Raw genomic sequence first — 24,422 nt, 5'->3', positions numbered from 1 at the left:
AAGAGTATTTTGATCATTGGTTTGGCAGAAACGATGTCATTATTCAGGATATGAATACCGTCAAAAGTTACATCCATGACCGGGTTGATCTGGTCTGATTTTAAGTAAAAAGGAAGATAGCCGAGATTGTTTGGATGGTATTCTTCCGGTTGGTCAAAATCAGGATTCGCTTCTACATATAATACGTTTTTACCCAGGTAGGCAGAAGGGTCAAACTGGAAATGCGTGACCAGCGTATCCAATGCTTTCAATGGTTTATAACGCGTAGTACCGATGGTATGGGTTACATTATTTGCATCAATCAGTTTATATTTGATCAGCATGCTGTCCATGGGTAAGCGGGTCAGGTTTTCCACGCCTAATTTTAAAGATAGTGTTTCACCTTGTTGCAGCGAATCTTTGAACTGGAAAGCTACTAATTGGTTTAATGCGGCTTCAGGCAGCGGTTGGTATAAAACCCTCCAGTAGCGCAGGTCTGATGGGGAAGATAGGGTACTGTCTTCGGTATACCATTCTAATCTTAAATACTTGTATTGTGCAGCACTGATCCCTGCTATGGAAGTGTCGGTGTTGCTGGTAGTGAATAACAAGGTTTCTGTGGCATTGTCATTACCGGAGAGGCCATATACTTTTACATAATTCTTGTCATATTCCAAATGATTATCGTTCGATTTCGGAGACCATAAAAGGCTTTTCCATTCGCTGGATGGCCCTATGGTCGTACTGTTCATATTGCCTTTGGTGTCATAAGTATTAAAGTCTCTTTCCAAAGTCACATTGTCGGTACTTAAATTACCCATTACCTGTGAAGGGGCAAATGAAGGATCGCCTTTTCTGAAAAAGAAAATGAATGGTTTTCTTGAAGTGAATTGATTGATGTCGGTCAAGCCAGCATTGATGTATGAATGATACAGGGATTTTCCGGAACCATAAAGTGTGGTATCGTTTTTCCAGGTGTCAATATACGTTTCTCCGGAAGAGGTACTCATAATGGACTTCGTCATCACATAATAACCATCCGGTATATTTTGGAGGAAATCCATGGCACTTTTCCGGGAGGCCGCATTTGTTGTCGCAAACTCAAAATGGTACATCCTGTTGAGACATACTGGTATGGTACCCGCATACTGCCCCGTATTCACCATAGCCAAACCGGTAACCGGACTGATCAGTACAAATTGTACCCCACCTTCAAATACGCAACCGGCATTACCCAGATTGACGTTGTTTAAAAAGTTAGAAGAATAAGATGCATTAAAGCCAAAAACCTGATTGAGTATTCTTACATTATTCACGTGTGCCCCAAAGTGGAAATGACGGTCGTTTTCTGCTAAATCGAGACCATTAAGCTGGTCTTTGGCATATTGAAAATAATGTGACTGGTTCCAACCTTCAGAACCATTGGCCAGATAGATAAAAGAACTGTTGTTCCAGGTACGGTTACCATTAATGAGGGTATCAATGGTCGTTCTCCAATAATAGACGGTACTATCGGTCATCTGGAAGGGAATCTGCCACTTGATGACACCACCCAGGCTGGTAATATTCTTGGTTTGTTTAAATGCACTATTGAACTTCTCGGTAGTGTCTATTTCCATTAAAAACCGGGTATTAGGTAAAAACGGATTTAGGGTTGAGGCTTTTAACTCGATATTCTGCTCATGCACTATGGAGAAATTATAAGGATATATCGGTGTAAGGTTGTTTTCAGAAATATACAATTGCAATACCGCTTTATTATTGGCAAAGGAAATCTCATCCGGTAAAGCCGCTTTATTGACGTTGATGGTATAATTGTTTAATCCCACATCGGTCAGGGGATTGACCGGTACTCTAAAGGAGATGGTTTTATGATTTAAGATCTTTATTTTAACGGAATCCTGAAAGAGGACAACAGAAGAGCCTACTTTTGTATGGCTCAGGTATACGTAAACAGAATCATTTACGGCCATACCCAAATTGTAAACCGTTGCATTTAAGGTAAAGGAATCGATTGTGGTATTAACGATCGAGGGATTGTTGGATAGCAGCACATCTTCTACGAAAAAATCTGCCTTATCAGGATTGTAAACAGAAAGGCCGGGGTCTCCCTGCAGTAACATATTTTGTGTGTGGATAGCGGTATAGATATTAGACGGGTTATCATTTTGCAGCCCTTCCAGGTTATTTCTGTACTGTTTTCCCAGCGTATTGCCATATTCTTTGTAAGCAATATTACGGTACATACCGCGCATATAATTGTCCAGATAACTTGTCCAGCCATAGTTGTCCAGCCATAGTTGTCGCAGGCGATCATCGCAATAGAACCACCATTGGCCACATCAAGGTAGCGCTCGCTGATGGTTTTCGATACCGTCAGGGTAAAGATATTAGCGATATCACAACCATGTGCCATGAATATGGGGAACCTGGGCTTCGTAGTCGTATTTTCCGGGCTATTCAGGTTGTAATCAAAACCGCTGGAGGAGGCGTGGCCAAAAAAGTTAACGTATTGTACGCCTGATTTGATCAATGAATCGATCTGTGCGCTCGCGTTTTCAATAACATCAGTAGAGCTTTTGCCCGAAGTAATAATGGTAGCACCGGTCAGCGTATCTTCTATAATACTTTTGCAGGCATTAAGGCCTAAATACAGTTCTGCCTGAATATTGGCACCCTGAGAACCGGCAATGTGCAGCCCTTTTTTCTTCCACAAGCTATTTTCTAAATTCGGTACAGCCGGTGTTTTTATGGCTGCCTCATACGATTTTATTTTTTCCAGATAGTTAGCCACTTCCGTATTATTCAATACAGAAATACGGCCAATCGCAATAGAAGGAATATTGCTATTGCCTATTTCTGCAAAGAGGTTGTCAGAGCCTGGTGTTCCATAAGTAGGAACTGCCGGAAAATCAAAAGCACTTTGGTTTTCTAAATATCCTTTGATGTTCTGATAGCTTAAGCCCTTCCCGATAATAAACATATATTCCGGTTTGCTGCTCCAGTTGCTGTTGCTTTGCGCATATTTCAGGAATCGCTTGATGGCCAGCGCATGATAATCGAATCCATACCCAAATTGGTTATACAATTCATTTGCCTCAATCACCGCAACATTATAGGCCCCACCGGCAGTAGAGGTTCTGTACGATTTATAAGCCGCAACGGCACTGTTCGGTATATTCACCAGCGCCTGATCGGTCAGGATAAGGTAGCTTCCCTGGTTGGCCGTAAGGTTATAATTCTTAAAGGTTACAGGTGTTAAGGCAAGGATGTTTTTGGGCGATTGTGTATAGCAAAGGTTTCTGAAGGTACCACCATTCGGAGGTAAAATGCAGTTGATTGTACCCGAGCCGTTAAGATGGTATATATTATTCGTATTGATGTCGATCAGGGCGTTTGTTCCACTACCCACATTCGTCAGGGAGATCAGTTGGGTATTGTTATTGTTGGGCACGTCAAAATTTAAATTGGCGATACCGGCAAAATTATAATTACGGGGATAATAAAGGTTTGCTTTCTGTATCGTATAGCCATATTGGTAAACATTAGATACATTAAGGGTATTTGTTGCAGAAAGGCTGCCGGTGTTAACGCTTACATTTCTTTTGATAAGGTTATAAGGCGCCAGACCTGCCGTGTCAAATATCGAATTACCATTTAAAGTGAATTTTAAATCTCCGCCAAGCTTAGAATTCCAGAATACGACACTTTGTAATATGGCACTGATACCGGTATATACATTTGGGGTATTGTACGTTAAGCTGGTGGGTGCATATCCGGTGAGCCCCCAACCTTCTCCTTTATCATACTTTCCGGAATAATAATATACCAACTCTGATCCCAGATAATAAGACTCTCCGTTGGAGAAGCTGGTTCTTAAAGAAGTCGTAGGGTAGGCCGTGGTCATACAATACGCTTCTGCTGCCGGCGGATTGGACGGCATCGTGTTTGGGTTCAGGCTCAATCTTGTATTACCACCGCTATTGGCCGTATAGGTGATGAAATAAAAGGCCGTATCAGATATGCTGTTTACTTCATCATTAGGTTGTTCCGAAGCATTGAGATACATCTCCGTATCCATCTTTCCATTCGCTTTGGTACCATAAAACTCTATATAGTCTGCAGCGGTAAAAGAACCATTGGTGCTGACATATACCGGTAATTGCAGCCCTTCTCTGTACAGGGCAAACTGTCCCCCTTGTACATTGCTCAATCCATAGCTTTGCAAGACGCTGTAAGGAATGCGATAGATGCCATTTTCTCCTACCTTAAATTTAAAATAGGTTTGGCTGTAATTGATCCATTCGTTACCCAATGGCTGGGCGGTAAGTATATTGTTGGAGAAAAATACTAAAGCCAAAATCACAGAAAATAATCCTGTCTTTTTGTTGCATAAATTTCTATACATAATCATTGAATTAATAGGGTGAGGAGAGGCTTATGGTTTAATCGGTTGTTCGGTTACAGGCGCTGCCGGAGCTGGTGTTACCGGAGCAGGAGGAATCGCTTCTGCTTCCGGATTCGCTTTTTTGGCTTTATTGAAATTTAACTTCAGAGAGACTACATGTGAGTATAAAGGATTGTCCTGCATATTCAAACTTGTAAACGCATAATCAATATGTAGCTGTTTCAATTTAAAACCTACCCCTACTGCCGGTTGAAATACGAAGTATTTCCGGGTATTTGTGGTATCGGCATTATCCGTTGCATGATACATATTACTAATACCCCCTCTTAAGAAGATGGTGTTTTTATAAGAAGCCTCGAGGCCCATCCGGGGATCGACACTCACCTGTTTGGACGAAATCAACGCAATACGTTTTCCATCTGTAGTTACATCCAGGCCAATTTCCGCGCCTAGTTGGAAATCTTTTTTAGGATTGATGAAATGCCGGCCTATACCCAGATTGATTCTAGGATTCATGACTTCATAGGACTTAATTGGAATCTCATTGCCCGTTTTGCTGAACGTTTCTTTTTCTTTTTCCGTTAGGTGAAAGCTCCAGGACGTAATGGTGGTTGTAATATCTTTTGCCATAATCCCAAAGTACCATTGTTTCGCCTTGATCTGCAGTCCCAGATCGACTCCTGCACCCCAGGCATTCGCCATGCTCCCGACATTACGGTAGATCACTTTTGCATTGGCTCCAAAACTTGCACTGAAATCTTTCTTATTTTTAAACCAGCCCAATTGCTGCGCATAGCTAAAGGTGAAGGCATAATCACCGGCAGAAAAAGCTTTGAGCTTACTCTCATCAAATGATCCGTCCGGTTGCACATAATCCAGGGTATAGGGAATATTATCTGTGGCAAATCGAATAAAAGAAACGCCAATTGCTCGTTTTTTGTCTTTAAGTTTTATCGCTAATCCACCATAATCATATTTGAAAATGCCCCCGAAATACTCCGAGTGCATCAAACCAAGTTCTGCATTGTTTTGCATTTGTGCCAAACCTGCCGGATTCCAATACGTTGCATATACATCATGTGTGGAAGCCGACTGTGCACCGCCCATACTTAAACCACGTGCCCCTACGCCAATATTTAGATATTCATTGACATAGATCCTGCTTTGGGCAGTTGAGATAATAGGCAAGCTTAAGATAATGAATGTAATGGGTATATTTTTTATTTTCATGTGAATGCTTCCTGAGTTTATGCGCTAAACGGCAAATTTAACTAAAATATTGCTATTTATATACTAACAATTTGTAATTTATTGGCTTCCTTATAAATAAGGTACGAACTATTCCTGTTGATGGTTCGGATTATTCTTAATAAATTTGCCAACCTTAAAGTAATGTTGATGAAAAATTTTATTCCGGAGTTAAGAGAACGTGGTTTGTTACAGGATATGATTCCTGGTACCGAAGAATTGTTGGCCAAAGAGGTGGTGAGTGCTTATGTGGGTTTTGATCCTACGGCCGATAGTTTACATATCGGGAGTATGCTGCCCATTATTTTGCTGAAGCATTTACAGCTGTCCGGACATAAACCTATTGCACTCATTGGTGGAGCAACGGGAATGATTGGTGATCCCACAGGGAAATCGGCAGAACGTAATTTATTAGATGAAGCCACCATTGATAAAAATATTGCAGGGATTCGCAAGCAATTGGAGAAATTCATCGATTTTGATGAAACCCTCTCCAATAAAGCTGAAATCGTTAATAATAATGACTGGATCGGGCAATTCTCCTTCTTAGACTTTATTCGTGATGTGGGTAAACATATTACGGTAAACTATATGCTGGCTAAGGATTCCGTACAAAAGCGTCTGGAATTTGGTTTGTCTTTTACCGAGTTTACTTATCAGCTCATCCAGGGATACGACTTTTTTCACCTGTACAAAAATATGGGTGTGAAATTGCAGTTTGGCGGCGGCGACCAATGGGGAAATATCGTGACCGGTACCGAATTTATACGTCGTAAAGCGCAGGGAGAAGCCTTTGCCTTCACCTGTCCTTTATTGAAAAAAGCAGATGGCGGAAAGTTTGGTAAAACGGAAAGCGGTAATATCTGGTTAGATCGCAACAAAACCTCTCCTTATGTGTTCTATCAATACTGGTTGAACGTTACGGATGAGGATGCTAAAAACCTGATCAAGATTTTCACCTTTATACCTGTGGCTGAGATTCATGAATTGATTAAGGCACATGAAGAAGCACCTCATTTGAGAATGCTCCAAAAACGCCTGGCCGAAGAGGTTACAACGATGGTGCATTCCAAAGAAGACCTGGAATTTGCGCAGCAAGCTACAGAAATACTGTTTGGAAAGGCCACTCAGGAAGCATTAATCAGCCTGAATGAAGCCCAGTTGCTGGATATTATGGATGGGGTACCTCAGGTGAGTTTTAAGAAAGAAGCGTTGACAAATGAAGGCTTGGACTTGATCACTTTCTTTGCGGATACCAATGTGTTTCCTTCTAAAGGGGAAGCCCGTAAAATGTTACAGAGCGGCGGGGTGAGTATGAATAAAGAAAAAATTCAGGGCATTGATGCCCGCATCACGACCGACAATCTTTTAAATGATAAATATATCTTGTTCCAAAAGGGCAAGAAACAATATTATTTAGCTGTATTTGAATAAATAGCAGTTACACAAATAAAGAAATAAAAACCGGAGACCGGGAGCCGCATTTACAGCGTTCCGGTTAACCGGTTTTTTAGTTTTATAAATGGCTTTTCTACGATGCGATGTAGTAAATAAGCTGCTGCAGTACACATAATAATACAAATCAGGAGCATCAGGTTTTCATTCACCTTATAGTCGGCCAGCAATTGATGCGTTATATGAACGACTCCTTTATGCGTGAGGTAGATGGCGTAAGAAAGGCTTGCGATAAAAGTGGTGCCCCGGGACTGCCATCGGTACAAAAAACTGGCCGGGCTTATTGCCCCGGTAACCATACATCCATACCCCAAGGCAATTAACGGAAATCCGAAAATGGATGCGTTAAATGTCTGCTGATTTGCACATAAAAAATATGCAAGCGCCAGTAGTACGATACCCAAAATCATAAATCCATTACCATATTTCGATAGTGTAGACCAGCAACGGGGCGAAAATTGATAGATTGCGGCAATGGTAACACCGACCAGCAGGCCATCTAATCGATTGTAGGTCGGATAGTAAATATATTTGTACCAATAAACCCAATCATTTGCGTTTTCTATTTCCGGCAGGTATAAGTAATGATAGCTGTACCATCTTGTAAGGAATCCCAGTCCGAACAGTGCCATAAGTAAGAGGTAGGCGCGGTTCATACTTCTGGTGAATTGCAGCAATAAAAGAATCAAAGGCAGGAACAGATAAAAATGCTCTTCCACACAAAGGGACCAGGCATGAGAAAATGTACCCTGATCTTTCAGGTTCAAGCCGAAGTTTTGCGTAAACGTTAAAAACTTCCATAAGGAAGGTAAATGTTCCTTTTCGCGAAAAAGAGGAATACAAAAATACAGTCCGACGGTGATCAGGTATGCCGGAACTATTCTGAAAAATCTTTTTAGATAGAAGGATCGGAGTGCAATGGTTTGCCCTTTGCCAATCCGGGAAAATAAGGCCCCTGAAATTAAAAAGCCACTCAGTACGAAGAAGAGATCTACTCCGGTCCATCCGAAGGCAGCAAGACCCGGCAGCCATGCCGGTTGCCCGCTACTGAGTATGAAATAATGAAAGAAAAAAACTAGAATAATTGCCAGGGCTCTTAAATGGTCTAATCCGTAAAACTTCTGCTGCATTTTTTTTGCGTAATTTATCGATTACCGGATTGTATTGATCACTGATTGTACGCCTGAGTAAGCAGCACAATAAATCCTTATTGCATCCTTGTTTTATTACTTTTTACGTATTGAAAGGCTTCCTGCGCGAGCCGCGACCATTCACTCTGATGGGCATAGGGCACCTGTATCCATTCTTTCATCGGCCTGTTTTTACCCGAAGGGTCAAACAATACAGCACCTGCTAATTGTAGTGCTGCTTCACGTGTATTACCGGTAAGCTTAAACACCATGGCATCCTGAAAAAAAGAAACAAAGGCTTTGCCGTTTATTTTAAAGCAAGGTTTACCAAACATCTGGCTTTGTTCGGCTTCGGAAATGGATTGGCCAATGGAAGTATAAAATGCTTCTTCAGTAGTCATGGACTTTTTTTGTTTAAAGATAAATTGATTTTTGGTTATGCAGCGGGTAGGGGTGCATTAAAATAATCCGGAGTCCTCATTAAGCATTTTGAGGACTCCGGATCGGGGTAATTTAATTGAATATCTGCTTTAGTAAACAAAGACTTTCTTTATTATTTTGGTTTCCATTTATAGCTATTGCTACCTTTTGCCTTGATGAAAACAGGCATTTTTGGTCCTTTTGTGGCAACAAAAGGACCAAAAAAAGAGTGGCCTAAATGCGGGTAGTCATGTGATTTTATATTGTCTTTTTTGTCCTTCCGACGTAAGGAGGAATCCATAAAAATTTGTTTAGATTTCTCATTCCGCTTCGCTGCATTCAAAAAGACAAGCGTTCATGTATTGTTCTTCCGACCTAAGCAGGGATCTTCTTAAGACTCACAACTGCTACAGGTCACCAGGTTATTCACCAGTTCTTTTGATACACTTTGACTGCGTTGGTAATACAAGGTTTTTACGCCTAGTTTCCAGGCTTCAATCATCAGCTTATTCACATCTTTGATCGGCATATTAGACGGAATATTCAGGTTCAGGCTTTGTGCCTGATCGATAAAGCCCTGACGGATAGATGCCTGCTGGATAATCTCCAATTGGGAAATCTCCTTAAAGGTTTTAAACACATCTTTTTCCTGTTGGGTCAATTCCTCGACATGCTGTACACTACCATTATTCAACATGATCGTTCTCCAGGTATCCTCATTATCGAGTCCTTTTTCTTCTAAGAGGGCTTTCAGGTATTTATTCTTACGCATAAAATTCCCTTTCGATAAACCCGCTTTGTAATAGTTACTGCTAAAGGGTTCTATACCCGGCGAAGACTGGCCCAGGATAGCAGATGAGGAAGTGGTAGGGGCAATCGCCAGAAGGGTAGTATTTCTTCTGCCGTAGCCTTTTAATACTTCGGGCTCGCCATAGATATAACTTAACTCAATGGTTGCTTTTTCCGATTTTTCGTGAATGTGCTTGAATATCTCATTCGTCAGTTGTTTGGCTTTCAGGCCTTCAAACGGAATCCCGTTTTTCTGCAAATAAGAATGCCATCCTAATACACCCAAACCTAAGGCGCGGTGTCTTTTCGCAAATCTGTTGGCTGCTGCTAAATAATAATTATCTTCTGTTTTTACAATAAACTCCTGCAACACTGCATCCAGGAAGAAAATCGCCATTTTTACCGCTTCCGTATCTTTCCATTCGTCATACAACTCTAAATTCATAGAAGATAAACAACAGATAAAAGACTCGTCTATAGTGGACGGTAAGGCAATCTCCGAGCAGAGATTGCTGGCGTTGATCTGCCAGTTATTATCTTTATATACCTGTGGTTTGTTACGGTTTACATTATCGGTAAAGAACAAATAAGGCAGGCCTTTTTGTTGTCTTGATTCCAATACTTTGGCCCATACTTCCCGCTTAGCCATATCTCCGTCGATCATTTCCTGCATCCAGTAATCCGGGATACATACCCCGAAGAACAGGTTTTGGATTGGATGTCCGATGTTTTTAATAGACAGAAATTCCTCTATATCCGGATGGTCAATATCCAGATAGGCGGCAAAAGCACCACGGCGTACCCCTCCCTGAGAGATGGTATCCATAGCCGTATCAAACAATTTCATAAAAGAAACCGCACCGCTACTCTTACCATTATCGGTTACGGCACTGCCGCGTTCCCTTAGGGTACCAAAATAGCCAGAAGTACCACCACCTATTTTGGTTTGCATGATTACTTCTCCCAATTTATGGGTAATTCCTTCGATATGATCCGGAATATGGACATTAAAACAGGAAATAGGCAATCCACGCTCTGTACCCATATTGGCCCAGATCGGGGAGCTCAGGCTCATCCAACCTTTTTCAATCAACTCCTTAAAGCCTTCTTTGAATTCCGGTTTGTATAAACGTTGTGCTGCTGCTGTACAAATCCTGTCGATAGCACCTTCTACCGTTTCTCCTTTTAATAAATAGCCCCTGTTGAGTATCTGCTCACTTTCCTCGTTGAGCCACCATAATCTTTCCATATCTTTTAATCTAGTATTTTAATTGGGTTTTTGTGTTCGTCGATCGCTACGAAAGTAAACATGCCACTGATCGATCTTTTACGTTCATCATCAAACATTGTTTCCTGAAAAATCTCTACAGAAACTTTTAAGCTGGTATTACCGATCTCTGTAATCTTACCAACCAATTCAATAATCGTATCGGCAGGAATAGATTCTTTAAAATCGATCTGGCTGGAAGAGATCGTTACCATTCTTTTTCTGCTGAAGCGGGTAGCTGCAATGAAGGCGACTTCATCCATCAGTTGCATTGCGGTACCGCCAAACAGCGTATTATAGTGGTTTGTGGTGTTTGGAAAAACCACTTTAAATATTCTCGTCTCAGCGCTTTTTATTCTTTCCGCTACGTTCATCATTATTATGTTTCGATTAAGATTATCAGATCAGGAATGTGCTTTTGAGGAATGTGCTTCGCTCTCGCTTAGAACAAATCCATAGCGGTAATACTCTTATCATGTTTGGTATAGTCTACCGGGCGTTTAGCAAAGAAATCATCAAGGCTATTGGCAAATACTTCCTCTTCAAACCACTGCATCGGCATATATTCAGCTTCTTTGATATTATATACTTTAGATAAGCCGATTTTAACCAAACTATCGTCAATCCTGTATTTCATGAAATTAAGGATATCTGTTTTGGAGATTTTTTCCAGTTCTCCATCTTCAAAAATCCAGTCCAGGATTTCCGCTTCAATGGTTAGGGATTCTTTAATGATCTCCTGGATTTTGGCTTCCTGATCAACATTCAGGTATTCCGGAAATTCTTTTTTGATCTCGTTAATGAGGTATATCCCTGCATTGGCATGTAATTGCTCATCTACAGAAGTCCAGGCAATAATGTTGCTGGTGTTTTTCATAAATCCTTTAAAACGGGTGAAATAAAGGATGATGGCAAACTGGCTGAACAAAGAAACATTTTCGATCAGGATGGTGAACAGCACCAGGGAAATGATGTATTCCTGTGGTTCGGCGCTTTTAGCATTCTTCAGGGCATTACCCAGGTATTGGATGCGCTTTTGAATGGCCGGAATCTCCAGGATTTTTTCAAATTCGGTATTGTATCCCAGTACTTCCAGCAGGCGGGAGTAGGCTTCGGAATGGCGGAACTCACATTCGGCAAAAGTACTGCCTAAGCCATTAAATTCCGGTTTGGGTAAATGCGTGTATAAATTGCCCCAGAAGGTTTTTACACTTACCTCTATTTGTGCAATCGCCAGCAGACTTTTTTTGATAGATTGTTGCTCGGCAACACTAAGGTGAGAGTGGAAATCCTGCAGGTCGGCGGTAAAATCGACCTCCGAGTGTACCCAGAAAGATTTATTAATCGCATCTGTAAATTGTAAAACCTCCGGATATTCGAATGGTTTATAGTTCTGTCTGAAGTCAAAAATACTCATAGCGATAACTTTTTTGTTTAAAAGAATAATAATATTCCGTTCAAAGCAACGCTATCCATTTGCGTAACAGGTGTACGCAAGAAGGGCAGACATTGCTTTTTAGCGAAAGCAAAAATCATAGTATTAAAATAGGTAGCCTGACTTGTAATGATGAATTACTCACAGTTGCGCTACAGCTCGTGAATTGCACACGATTCCCCCAATCTCTTCTTCTGTATATCTTCTATACCGAATGCTTAATACCCAATATGAACCTTTCGGTTTCCAAAGGTAATATTTAGCAGAATTTTTAAAGATTTAGTTTATGCACAGCTTGTTGATAATGTTGTACAATGCAGTACTGTAGCGGTTTTTATTCGTTCGGGCCTTTGTCTGCCTTACTTTCAGCCCTAAAAGCGCCGAAACCGCTTTACGCATTGGTTCCGGCGCCTGTTTTTTGTGTATTTAAGAGCTAATTGGCGATGTGCAATTAGCCATATCATTACTTTTTGGACACTAAACTAAACCGTTGTTTATTGGAGAAAGGGATATTAAATTTATTGAAATTAATGCTGATGCCTGCCATAAAAGTAGAAATGGGTAAGTCGTATCGGATATTGGAATAATCACGGCCATGATAATAGTGGAACACAAACCCTAAGGCACGCCATTTCTGACGGGTGTACATCAGATAGAAATGTGGGTTAAACCGGTATTTCTTTTGATGCGGGTACAGGCTCAGATCACCAAGTATATACTCATAATCCAGCCGGGCCAGGAGTTCGTAACTTCTGTGTAATCTTACCGTTCTTTGCGGGCTACAGCTGTCACAAATGGCCGCGATTATAGTAGTGCCGCCCTTCTGATTTACTTTTCTGCCTACGAAGCGGTATTGAATAAAGCCTTTCAGACGGTCTTGCCCGTAACTCTTGACCTGTTCGTCCGAAAAACTCAAAGGGCCGAAGACATTCCCATCCCGCTGATAAGCCAGTTTAATCGAAAAAATACTTCTCTTTGCGGTCATGTGCGAAGCCGTAATACCTACCTGCAGATAATTGGTCGAAAAATCGCCACGCAAATAATTATTTCTTTGTTGGGGTATCCCGTTTATCGTATCCCTTAAAAAGAATCCGGGAGGCTGCCCGTTGGAGAAATGATGTGCCGTGATGTTCAGAGAGACGGTCGTGAGGGCTTGTTCCAGCCGGTTCCAGTCAGAGAAAGCATAGGCGCTGTTTCTTTTGAGCGGTTGAAACCGGGTATACGAATCCCAGAGAATCTTGTCGATGGTCAACCCGATAACGTTGTTGTTCGGCACAAGCGGATTAGAAGGATCTTTAGCCATCCTGATATTGAATCCGTAATCAAACGTGAGCCGCGAGGTTTGCCATAAATGATTACTAAGATTACGCCCCATCATGATAGGTGCCTGGTGATATAAATTGCCTTCAAAAAGAAAACCGCTTTTTCCTTCACCGTCTCTTAGCGGAATAGCCGGGTTGGCTACGGTTTTGAAGTTGGGGATGGCCAGATAGGAAATTTGTTCGTTGGAGTACCATATGTTTTGCATAGCGGTGTACACACTGTGATCGCTATTGGGGCTGGAGATGCCTACAAAATATTGCGGTTCGGTACTACAGCTGTCTGTGGCGGCCTTTTGTGCCAAAACGGGTTGGGCCAAATAGCAGAGCAAACCCATCGGGAGGAGTAAAGATTTGTGTTTCATCATTTTTTATTTTTGTGTTTAGGGAAATCATTTTATATATTTTTATTTTTCTATAAAGCTACCTTCTTGTGCGCCGAAATCATAGTGATTGCTACGGTTTTTTATACCGTATAAATGCGGCGGCAATCTTGCAAAATATTTTCTTAATTTAGGGGCATGAGTTTAGGGAAAACATCCGGCAAATATCTCTATGTAGCATTGCTTTTGGCTTTGGCATATTTTGCGGTGCTGATGTTAGAAATAACCCTCCGCTATTTCCCTTTTAGCCCGGAAGCGGCTTTCCTGCAAATCAAGCAGACAGAGGTTACACAGATCGGGTATTACCTTCCTATATTCTACATCCACGTTTGTTCCGCCATGTTTTGCTTACCTGCGGGTTTTACACAATTTAATCGGGCAATATTGAAGCAAAGAAAAAAGCTACATCGTGTACTGGGTTTTATCTATATCGTTTCTGTACTCTTTTTTGCAGCGCCCTCCGGTTTTGTGATAGGCTTACATGCCAATGGCGGCTGGGTCGCAAAACTATTCTTCACCACTTTAGCCATCTTATGGTTTATCTTTACTCTTAAGGCATGGATAGCCGTAAAAAATAAAGCCTATGAGGAACATCGCCAATTGATGATGCGCAGTTACGCCCTGGCACTTTCTGCGATTACCTTGCGGTTATGGAAGGTTATCCTGGTCAAGCTGTTTCACCCTGCGCCAATGGATGTGTATATGATTATCTCCGGATTGGGCTGGGTACCCAATTTATTATGGGTAGAATATTTACTTTTACGTCGGAAAGCGAAACAGAACGTCCACTTGGCCGGATCGTAAACCACTTATAACAGGCCACTAAATCATTTCATATGAAATCAATAATTACCGCAATTGTCTGCTTAAGCCTCCTGAGTGCTTGTAACAATAACAAGGAAACGCAGCAGCAAGTTGATGCCCCTGCAAAAGAGGTGGTGGAACCGGAACTGCATACCGAACTCTATGGAAATTATATCGGCAATTTTGAAGATGCCGTACAAGATAATGATGAATATATCGAGTCGGCAAAGATCAATATTATGATTACGCAAATTACAGCCAAAGGTGCGCAGGGCAGGAGTGTGGTAAAGGGGAATAATCGTCCGATGAGCGGTAAGCTTACGGTTTCGGGAACGAAATATACTTTTGTGATGGATGAGCCTGGCGATGATAAACATGATGGCCGCTTTGATTTCTACATCCAAGGCGATAGCCTGGTGGGCACCTGGGAAAGCTATGATCAAAACGTAAAAGGGCCGAAGAAAAAATTTGTTTTGAGTAAAAAGCCCTTTGTTTATAATGCCAATCTCATGCTACCTAAAGACTGGGAATATGTAGATTACGAAAACAGTAAAACAAAGAATGAATTTTACAAAAATGAAGATGGTAGTACCGATACGATCGTGAATCAATATTATCGTGCGGCCTCTGAAAAAGTGTATCAGATCAATGCCTCCAAGCAAGCCCTAACCGAGGCGCAATTGAAGAATTTGAAAAAACTCGATCTGGAGATCATTCGCAATACGGTCTACGCCCGTCATGGCTATTCCTTTAAGAAGAAAGGCGTACGCCAGTTCTTTGACCAGGTAGACTGGTACATACCCGTAAGCAGTAATGTAGATGCAGTACTGTCGCCGGTAGAAAAAGATAATGTAGCGCTGTTGAAACGCTTTGAAAAATATGCAGAAGATAATTATGATACTTTTGGTCGTTAGTTTTGAAACAGAGCATTATGGGTAAAGACTTTAACGTACGGGTTTATGGCATCGTGATCAATGCTCAGGGTGAAGTGCTGTTGAGCGAAGAGCAATATGGCGCGCATCGTTTTGTGAAATTTCCCGGTGGCGGTATGGAATATGGAGAAGGCACTATAGATTGTCTGCGTCGGGAATTCGAAGAAGAACTGGGCTTGAACATAAAAGACTGTACCCATTTTTACACCACTGACTTTTTTCAGAAATCTATCATAGATGATACACAGATCATCAGCATCTACTATCTGGTCACACTAGTAGCTGGGCAATATATTCCGGAAGCCTCAGATACCGGAACACTCAAGTTTTACCCAATAGAAGAAAAGCTTATGGAAACATTAAGCCTTCCGATCGATAAAGTGGTGGGGAAAATGTTGTGCAAACACCCTTTTTGAGGCGGCCATACCTTTAATCAATACAGGAAGACCCATAGGGTTCATTTGTGCTACGAGCACCTTCTCAAAAGCAAATGTAAAGTCTTCTTTTCCTGTTTTTCTATCCGCTTCATGGATTCTCCTTTAAGCCTTGTTCTGGCAACAAAAAGCACAAACATCAGATTGTCAATTATATAGATTTGTAGGAGTTATTAATTCATAATTTAGTAAAATAAAGTGTATATATTTTTTTATCTTTATTTGTATATTTAACGACAATAAAACTATTTTATATGAACTGGGTTTATATAGTAGGGCTTGGAATTTTATCACTAACGGCCTGTAATAAAAAGAAACAGTCATCGGAGTATTTTTCATTTGAGGCTAATGGCCAGCGTTATGAATATCCACAGGATGAAACCAAAGGGAGTCTGTTTGTGGGCTCTGCCTATACGCTCGGTGCCGGCAACCAAAGCGGAAGCCTAGGTTACCAAATCTATGCCTTGAGTTTAAAAAATCAAAACGCCACAGGAATGTTTCAATTTTCATTTTCCGGAAATCATATGCCGCTCCGGGATACGCTATTATTGAATGATGTTTCCGCCTCAATAAGGATAAAAGATTTTATACGGCAAGATGATTTTTACAAAATGAAAGCAAACCAAACGGGAAGCATCATTTTTACAGAAAGAACGGAGCAACGGTTAACCGGCACTTTTGAATTTGACGTGCAGTTATACCATTCCGATCCTGCTGTTTTGGGTGGTATTATCTGGTCCGATACTATATTGCACGTAACCAATGGCCGGTTTTCAATTATACCCACCAATTAGCCTTATTTAGGCATCAAACATAATCAGATTTTAGGTAGTGGAACGTCAGTAACATATTTCCTCAGGATAAGCCCAAGGTTTACCAGATGAGTATTGAAGGTTTTGTGTACGCACTGTAATCCTCCCGGGATCACTAGCAATACAAAGACAGGTACATCCGCTATCAGCCACAAATCAAAAGCCTGGTTCACCCCACATGATTACTCTTTTATTAATTAGCCCCATAACAAATCTGTATGAAAAGAATTTTATCTTTCTTAGCATTATTTGGTAGTAGTCTCCTCCTCCATGCGCAGCAGGATGAGCTGCCGGAAACAAAGACCTATATTGAAACCCAGGACAGCCTGTTCCTGCATTTGGATAAGACGCGTATCCCTTCGGGCGTCTTATATGACCGGGTATTTCCCTGGGCTGACCTGTCCCTTGGAAGATTACCAGATCTTATAGACTATGCCTATACGGAACAAGCCTGGTATGAACTGGAGCTAGCCACTTACGACAGGAATGCTATTATGATGACAGCCGATGCGATGAAACAGCGTATCCTCGAAAATGAACAGAGTGACAAGGGGATTACACTCGGCTATATTGATTACCGTTTTAATAGTATGGATACCAATGCCCTGAAAAATGGTGCTATCGTCTATGGTGATGATAGCCTCTTGTACGATGGCATCGGTAACCCCTATCTGAACCACAGGACAACCCTGCCACTCATTTCCAGTCAGGAACTCAAAGGTAGTCAGGTTAAGTTTTACCTTGATCCTGATGTTGCGCTGGATAATACGGCTGATCATTTGGATTATATGGAGATTACACTGGCCGAAACCGGCCATAAAATCCGGATAGATCCGGGGCAGGAATTATCGCTGGATATTAGCGGCATCACCGATTCGCTGATCAAGGGCTCCATAAAAATATCAAAAGGGGGCATTCTGCTGCCCGGGACATATCCCGTAGTCTGGCATAATGGAAACGTGGCCATGCTAAGCGCCTTTTTTAATGATCCCTGTTATGATGACGGGATCATTTGGTCCGGTACAAACCTTACGTTCAAAGGATATGATGAAGCAACAGCTACTCAGGGTAAAGGGGAGTATAAAATTTTTTATCATCAACAAAATAATTCCTGGGGATCTTGTGACAAAAGTATCAAAAAACCGATCATAATAATCGATGGCTTTGATCCGGGAGACGGTCGCTGGATTCTGGAAAGATATAAGGGTGATAAGAAGATAAAAGGGATTTGGGACCTGCTTCAATATGGGAACAATAAACATCTGGGAGATGAGTTGCGGAAAAAAGGATATGATGTGATTGTACTTAATTTCCCTAATTATAAAACGGCCGAATCCGGGGCAGACAGAGATGGAGGTGCCGATTATATAGAGCGGAATGCGATGGTATTGGTAAAGCTGATCCAACTGGTTAATGCCGGGCTTAGCCAATCGTCAAGCAATGAAAAGATAGTTGTGGTAGGCCCGAGCATGGGCGGGCAGATTGCCCGGTATGGTTTGGCTTACATGGAAAAATATGGACTGAATCATAATACACGCCTGTATGTGAGCTTTGACAGTCCGCATAAAGGAGCAAATATTCCCTTGTCTTTGCAAAAATCCATCTATGCCATGGGCTACGGGCTGAATAAGAAAGGCGCAAAAGATTCTTACAATAATCAGTTGCGCTCCAAAGCAGCCAGACAGCTGTTGATTGAACAAACGGATGGTGCTAACGGTACGGCTGTCTTTCATACGCAGTACTATAACAATTACCTCGTCAATAACGGTATTTCCGGGAGCAACGGTTGGCCGGTCAATCTGCGTAAGGTATCCCTGATCAATGGTACGGCTCTCGGAAAGAAGACCGGAACGGAAGGCGTGGAAATATTCAATGTATATGCAGGCGGTTTTATAAAGGTGATCAATGTAAAAGCATCCTCAATGCCGGTTTACGGAAGCAGCATTAATCCTTTTTACAGGGTAGGTGGTTTTGTAAGCATTTTTAATCCATCCTATTCTGTTTCTGAAAATATAAACAACAATAACAGCAGGGGCTCTATGGATGTCGTCTCCGGCGGAACGTATACCACCGGTGCTATTCTACGGGATGAAATCAAGGAAACAGCAGCTGGCATGAATATCGGAACCTTTACAAATGTATTGCAGGAAACACATTGCTTTATACCTTCGGTCAGTGCTTTGGCTTTTAACCAGACCAATTTTAACTGGGCAAATGCCTTTAATAACCGTAATCTTGTATGCAATAACGAGATTCCTTTTAATAATTATTTTACGGCAAAGGTAAATGAAGACCATGTCTCCCTGACAGAAACTTCGGCAAAATGGATCACCGCAGAAATTGAGAGAGGCCAACCAGGATGCCCGAACATCTGCAAGAATACCCTTCTGGTAATGAATGACGTCAATACACCTTTATGTATTGGCAGTACCCGGACCTTTTATCATAATTATGCGATTCCGGCCGGTGCCACGGTTACCTGGGACTACCGGGATGTCGCGGTGCAAATGATGAGTTCCAATAGTTATAGTATTACTATCAAGGCAATCAATGATGCTCCGGCTTATGTAAAGGCAACAATTCATAATCCTTGTGGGGCAGATATCGTAGAACAATTTGATTTTGCCGCAGGTTCGGGTTATAGCTTTAGTGTATCGGATGAAAATATCCTGCACCCCAATGGATATACAAAAGGGAAAATACTGACTGTAAAACCGAACAGCCCTTATATAACCAGTGTACGATGGAGCCTGGATGGAACAAATTATAGCGCCTCTCAAACGAGTTATAACGTGTACAAACCGGAGCTAAGCGATTACAGAGCCGTTTGGATCAAAACACAAAATAGTTGTGGGGAGTCCTATATGTCAAAAAATGTGTGGTTTACCATTAACGAATACAATGAGTATTATGGTATAAGAGGGATAATCCCTGACCTAAATCCGGCTGCAATGGCTGTCTCTGTCTATCCCAATCCCAGCACTGCAAACTGGACTGTAGAATTACCCCTAACAGAACTGGATGCAAACCTGGAACTTTATGATGTGAACGGAAGAAAAATATGGAAAAAGCAAAAGGTACAATTACAGGCAGAGGTACCGGGTGCTGATCTTCCTGCAGGTATTTACCTGTTAAAGATTACAATAGGCACACAGGAGAAAATGCAGAAATTGATCCGAAAATAGGATGACTGTTTTTATATTTAAGACAAAGGCGCCTTTGTCTTAAATATATTCAATGCTTCTCTATAAACTTATTTTTAATTTCAGCTCATCCAATTGCTTTTGTTCAATAGCTGCGGGCGCATCCAGCATTACATCACGACCGGCATTGTTTTTGGGGAATGCAATAAAGTCACGAATACTCTCTTCACCACCTAGTAAAGCGCATAAACGGTCAAAGCCAAAAGCTAAACCACCATGTGGCGGCGCACCATATTCAAAGGCACCTAATAAGAAACCGAATTGTTCCTGTGCTTCTTCTTTACTCATGCCCAAAGCGGCAAACATTTTTTCCTGCAGCTCCCTTTGGTAGATACGGATAGAACCACCGCCGATCTCTGTACCATTCAGTACGATATCGTAAGCATTGGCATTGATCTCTCCAAAACGGGAAGGATCATCCATCAAAGCAATATGCTCCGGTTTGGGTGCGGTAAACGGATGGTGTTTGGCATACCAGCGGTTATCTTCTTCATTATGCTCAAACAATGGGAAATCCAGAACCCATAAAGGCGCGAAAACTTCCGGGTTACGTAAGCCTAAACGCTGACCCATTTCCAATCTTAAATTTGCTATAGCACTGCGGGTTTTATCTTCCCCGCCGGCCAGGATCAGGATAATATCCCCGGCTTGCGCACCACAAGTATCGGCAATCTCTTTTTGTTTGGCTTCATCAAAAAACTTATCTACACTGCTTTTGAAGGTGCCGTCTGTATTGCATTTAATGAACAAGAGTCCGGTCATGCCGATTTGCGGGCGTTTGATCCATTCCGTTAATTCATCTGTTTGTTTACGGGTATATTCCGAACCATTGGGTACACTGATCGCCAGAATGGTTTCCGCTTCATTGGTTACTTTAAAATCAACACCATTCAAGGCGGCACAATGCACCGTATTGTTTACTTTAAGGTTTTGCACCTTCATGCCAAAACGGACATCCGGTTTGTCATTTCCATAATGCCACATTGCTTCATGCCAAGTCATCCGCGGAAAAGCATCCGGGAGATTCAAACCTTTTATTTCCTTGAAAATGTGCTTGAACATACCTTCAAAGTTTTGTAAAATATCTTCCTGTTCTACAAAGCTCATTTCACAGTCGATCTGTGTAAATTCCGGTTGACGGTCGGCACGCAGATCCTCATCACGGAAACATTTTACAATCTGGTAATAACGGTCATAGCCGCTCACCATCAACAATTGTTTAAACGTCTGCGGGCTTTGGGGTAAGGCATAAAACTGTCCCTCATTCATACGCGAAGGCACCACAAAATCGCGGGCTCCTTCGGGCGTGGATTTGATTAAGAACGGCGTTTCAATATCCATAAATCCTTGCTCATGCAAATAATTGCGGGCGGCACGGTTTACCTGGTAGCGCAGTTCCATATTGCGTTTTAGGGTAGGGCGACGCAGATCCAGATAACGGTATTTCATGCGCAGTTCATCACCACCATCCGTTTCTTCTTCAATCGTAAAAGGAGGTACTGCCGATTTGTTCAGGATGGTATATTCCGATACCGCTATTTCAATATCGCCGGTAGGCATTTTCGGATTTTTGCTGCTGCGTTCAATCACTTTACCCTTTGCCTGGATCACAAACTCACGTCCCAAAGGATTGCTGTCCAGCAAGGCCGTTAGGGCTTCGTTGAACAATAATTGTGTGATGCCATAGCGGTCACGCAAATCCACAAAAGTGATGCTTCCGAACTTTCTGATGGTCTGTACCCAGCCACTTAGGCTTATTTCCTGATTGATATGTTCCGCGCGCAATTCGCCGCAATGATGAGAACGATACATGTATGCTTGTTAAAATATTGAATAATATACAGAGCGTGTGACCGCTAAGGATTGATTTTTTTATTGCAGTGCTTAGGTATAGAGACCGCCGTTGATCGAGATCACCTGTCCGGTAATATAAGCCGCTTTTTTTGAGGCTAGAAAACTAACCAGATCGGCCACTTCCTCGGGTTTGCCAAAGCGATTCATCGGGATAAGGGCAGAAAGCTCCTTTTCATTAAGATCGCTGGTCATATCCGATGCCACAAAACCCGGGGCAATAGCATTGACCGTAATATTTCGTTTGGCCACTTCCTGTGCTAAAGCCTTAGTGGCACCGATGATGCCGGCCTTAGCCGCAGAATAGTTCACCTGTCCGGGCATTCCTTTGATTCCGCTGAGCGACACAATATTGATGATTCTTCCGTAACGGTTCATCAATAGGGGTTTCATAATCGTGCGGGTTACATTATACATGCCTTCCAGGCTCGTATCCAGTACCGAGCGCCATTGCTCATCTTCCATAAAAGCCATCAGCACATCATTACGAATGCCGGCATTGTTGACTAGTACCTCAATCGTATCGCCGGGATGGCTGGTCATCCAGCCTTCCAAAGCCTCTGTCACCGATTCCTTTTTGGCGACATCAAAAGGCAGCAGGATTGCTTCCTGGCCAGCCTCTTTTACCGCTGCAGCGGTTTCCTCTGCCGCAGCCAGATTGCCTTTATAGTTAATGATAACAGGGTAGCCCAGTTGTGCCAGTGCAATACAAACTGCTCTGCCGATACCCCTTGATCCCCCGGTGACTAATGCGTATTTCATTTGAAATTATACTTTATATTAATGGATTAAAGAGCCCGTTTTATTTACAATGGCATCCTTAATTTACCCTTTCTTTTGTTCTTTGCTCCAGCTGTCTTTTAAACCAACCGTTTTATTGAATACCGGATGCTCCGGAGAGCTTTCTTTATCTAAGGTAAAATAGCCGATGCGTAAAAACTGGAAACGATCTTCCAGTGTCGCTTCAGTCAGGGCCGGTTCGATATAGGCTTTTTCAATAACACTTAAAGAATCCGCATTGATATAGTCTTTAAAATCACCCTCTTCCGAAGCAGGGTTTTCCACTTTAAACAGGCGGTCATACAAGCGGATTTCCGCTGTTTGTGCCGTTAAGGTATCTACCCAGTGCATCGTTCCTTTTACTTTAATCCCGCTGGTATCGTTACCGCTCTTGCTTTCCGGAAAATAAGTACAATGTACTTCCGTTACCTTCCCGTTTTCATCCGTTTTATAATCGGTACATTCTACGATGTAAGCATGCTTCAGGCGTACTTTTAATCCGACACCCAAACGGAAATACTTTGGCGGAGGATTTTCCATGAAATCTTCTCTTTCGATCCAAAGTGTATTGCTAAAGGCTAAAGGACGGTGACCGCCGTTTTCGTCTTCAGGATTATTTTCTGCATTCAGGATTTCTGTTTGTCCCTCCGGGTAATTGGTGATCACCAGTTTGATCGGATCCAGCACCGCCATTCTGCGTAAAGCAATTTTATTCAAATGTTCGCGCACACAGAACTCCAGTAAGCCGATCTCGATCAGGTTTTCGCGCTTGGCTACTCCGATTGTCTCCGCAAATTTACGGATGCTTTCGGGGGTATAGCCTCTGCGCCGCATCCCGCTGATGGTAGGCATACGCGGATCATCCCAGGCACTCACATGTTTTTCTTCTACCAATTGCTTCAACTTGCGTTTGCTCATCACTGTATAGTTCAGATTCAGGCGCGCAAATTCATATTGATGAGAGGGGAAAATACCCAATTTGTCAATACACCAGTCATATAAAGGCCGGTGGTGGATAAACTCCAGGGTACAGATAGAGTGCGTGATCTCTTCAATACTATCGCTTTGGCCATGAGCAAAATCATACATCGGATAGATACACCAGGTGTCTCCGGTACGGTGATGATGCGCATGTTTGATGCGGTAAATGATCGGGTCGCGCAACAATAAATTGGGATGTGCCATATCTATTTTTACCCGAAGTACCTTTTCGCCATCAGCATATTTGCCCGCACGCATGTCGGCAAATAACTGCAGGTTTTCGGCGATACTTCTTTCCCTGTACGGGCTGTCAGTACCCGGTCTGTCGATATTTCCTTTAGTAGCGGCAATTTCTTCTGCTGTTGAGTCGTCTACATAGGCCAGTCCTTTGTTAATCAGGTCTACGGCAAAATCATGTAATTGCTCAAAATAATCGGAAGTATAGTGTAACTCATCCCATTCGAAGCCTAGCCAGCGTACATCATTCATGATGCTGTCTACATACTCCGTATCTTCTGTAACGGGATTGGTATCATCAAACCGGAGGTTACATTTACCCTCATATTTTTTGGCCAGTCCAAAGTTCAGACAAATAGATTTGGCGTGTCCGATATGTAAGTATCCGTTCGGCTCGGGTGGGAAACGGGTATGTACCCGCCCATTATGGGTGCCGGCCGACAGATCTTTTTCAATAATTTCTTCTATAAAGTTTAAAGAACGCTCTTCGCTCATTGTATTCCTTTCTTGGTGAATTGTAAATAACGATGCAAATATACCTAATGCAACTTAGCT

The 24,422-nt window shown here is 42.1% G+C and carries 17 protein-coding genes; 6 read left to right on the top strand and 11 right to left on the bottom strand.

The window, feature by feature from the left end; all coding sequences use genetic code 11:
• Positions 1-2,038: 2,038 nt before the first annotated feature.
• Positions 2,039-4,387: a C25 family cysteine peptidase gene (locus DBR32_RS15690; RefSeq protein WP_233559664.1), complete on the bottom strand. Its 2,349-nt coding sequence runs from the start codon at positions 4,385-4,387 to the stop codon at positions 2,039-2,041.
• Between the two features lie 30 nt (positions 4,388-4,417).
• A complete protein-coding gene (locus DBR32_RS04840; RefSeq protein WP_124635175.1) occupies positions 4,418-5,617 on the bottom strand; it encodes a PorV/PorQ family protein in 1,200 nt (399 codons plus the stop codon).
• Positions 5,618-5,785: 168 nt separating this feature from the next.
• Between DBR32_RS04840 and tyrS the strand changes: the two genes are divergently transcribed.
• Positions 5,786-7,069 (top strand): tyrosine--tRNA ligase, encoded by a 1,284-nt coding sequence (gene tyrS / locus DBR32_RS04835; protein WP_124635174.1) that lies wholly within the window; start codon positions 5,786-5,788, stop codon positions 7,067-7,069.
• A 50-nt stretch (positions 7,070-7,119) separates the two neighbouring features.
• On the opposite strand, the gene DBR32_RS04830 is transcribed toward tyrS, so the two are convergent.
• The 6 genes from DBR32_RS04830 to DBR32_RS04805 all read right to left on the bottom strand — a co-directional run bounded on the left by DBR32_RS04830 (position 7,120) and on the right by DBR32_RS04805 (position 13,818).
• Positions 7,120-8,220: an acyltransferase gene (locus DBR32_RS04830; RefSeq protein WP_124635173.1), complete on the bottom strand. Its 1,101-nt coding sequence runs from the start codon at positions 8,218-8,220 to the stop codon at positions 7,120-7,122.
• A 77-nt stretch (positions 8,221-8,297) separates the two neighbouring features.
• Complete coding sequence (locus tag DBR32_RS04825; RefSeq protein ID WP_124635172.1) at positions 8,298-8,621, bottom strand: hypothetical protein; 324 nt, start codon at positions 8,619-8,621, stop codon at positions 8,298-8,300.
• A gap of 410 nt (positions 8,622-9,031) precedes the next feature.
• Positions 9,032-10,678, bottom strand: a complete 1,647-nt coding sequence (locus tag DBR32_RS04820; protein ID WP_124635171.1) for a ribonucleoside-diphosphate reductase subunit alpha — start codon at positions 10,676-10,678, stop codon at positions 9,032-9,034.
• A gap of 5 nt (positions 10,679-10,683) precedes the next feature.
• Positions 10,684-11,073: an acyl-CoA thioesterase gene (locus DBR32_RS04815; RefSeq protein WP_233559663.1), complete on the bottom strand. Its 390-nt coding sequence runs from the start codon at positions 11,071-11,073 to the stop codon at positions 10,684-10,686.
• Positions 11,074-11,138: 65 nt separating this feature from the next.
• A complete protein-coding gene (locus DBR32_RS04810) occupies positions 11,139-12,113 on the bottom strand; it encodes a ribonucleotide-diphosphate reductase subunit beta (protein WP_124635170.1) in 975 nt (324 codons plus the stop codon).
• 481 nt (positions 12,114-12,594) lie between these two features.
• A complete protein-coding gene (locus DBR32_RS04805; protein ID WP_124635169.1) occupies positions 12,595-13,818 on the bottom strand; it encodes a hypothetical protein in 1,224 nt (407 codons plus the stop codon).
• Between the two features lie 153 nt (positions 13,819-13,971).
• On the opposite strand from DBR32_RS04805, the gene DBR32_RS04800 reads away from it, so the two are divergent.
• From DBR32_RS04800 to DBR32_RS04780, 5 genes are all read left to right on the top strand, one after another.
• Positions 13,972-14,637 carry a DUF2306 domain-containing protein gene (locus DBR32_RS04800; RefSeq protein ID WP_199724365.1) on the top strand — a complete coding sequence of 222 codons (666 nt, stop codon included), beginning with the start codon at positions 13,972-13,974 and terminating at the stop codon, positions 14,635-14,637.
• A 32-nt stretch (positions 14,638-14,669) separates the two neighbouring features.
• Entirely contained in the window at positions 14,670-15,551 is an 882-nt protein-coding gene (locus DBR32_RS04795) for a YARHG domain-containing protein (protein ID WP_124635168.1), read from the top strand.
• 17 nt (positions 15,552-15,568) lie between these two features.
• Positions 15,569-15,985 carry an NUDIX hydrolase gene (locus DBR32_RS04790; RefSeq protein ID WP_124635167.1) on the top strand — a complete coding sequence of 139 codons (417 nt, stop codon included), beginning with the start codon at positions 15,569-15,571 and terminating at the stop codon, positions 15,983-15,985.
• Positions 15,986-16,257: 272 nt separating this feature from the next.
• The gene (locus DBR32_RS04785; protein ID WP_124635166.1) at positions 16,258-16,797 is read left to right on the top strand and encodes a hypothetical protein; all 540 of its coding nucleotides are present in this window, start codon (positions 16,258-16,260) and stop codon (positions 16,795-16,797) included.
• Between the two features lie 236 nt (positions 16,798-17,033).
• Positions 17,034-20,000 (top strand): T9SS type A sorting domain-containing protein, encoded by a 2,967-nt coding sequence (locus tag DBR32_RS04780; protein ID WP_124635165.1) that lies wholly within the window; start codon positions 17,034-17,036, stop codon positions 19,998-20,000.
• Positions 20,001-20,060: 60 nt separating this feature from the next.
• Here DBR32_RS04780 and aspS read toward each other — a convergent pair whose 3' ends face one another.
• The 3 genes from aspS to DBR32_RS04765 form a co-directional block, all read right to left on the bottom strand.
• Positions 20,061-21,830 (bottom strand): aspartate--tRNA ligase, encoded by a 1,770-nt coding sequence (gene aspS / locus DBR32_RS04775; protein ID WP_124635164.1) that lies wholly within the window; start codon positions 21,828-21,830, stop codon positions 20,061-20,063.
• A gap of 72 nt (positions 21,831-21,902) precedes the next feature.
• On the bottom strand, positions 21,903-22,631 hold the full coding sequence (gene fabG, locus DBR32_RS04770) for a 3-oxoacyl-ACP reductase FabG (RefSeq protein ID WP_124635163.1): 729 nt from the start codon (positions 22,629-22,631) through the stop codon (positions 21,903-21,905).
• A 63-nt stretch (positions 22,632-22,694) separates the two neighbouring features.
• On the bottom strand, positions 22,695-24,362 hold the full coding sequence (locus tag DBR32_RS04765; protein ID WP_124635162.1) for a glutamine--tRNA ligase/YqeY domain fusion protein: 1,668 nt from the start codon (positions 24,360-24,362) through the stop codon (positions 22,695-22,697).
• Positions 24,363-24,422 lie beyond the last annotated feature (60 nt).

The sequence above is a fragment of the Taibaiella sp. KBW10 genome, assembly GCF_003852495.1.
Lineage (GTDB): Bacteria > Bacteroidota > Bacteroidia > Chitinophagales > Chitinophagaceae > Edaphocola.
This window is presented reverse-complemented; position numbering and strand designations above follow the sequence as displayed.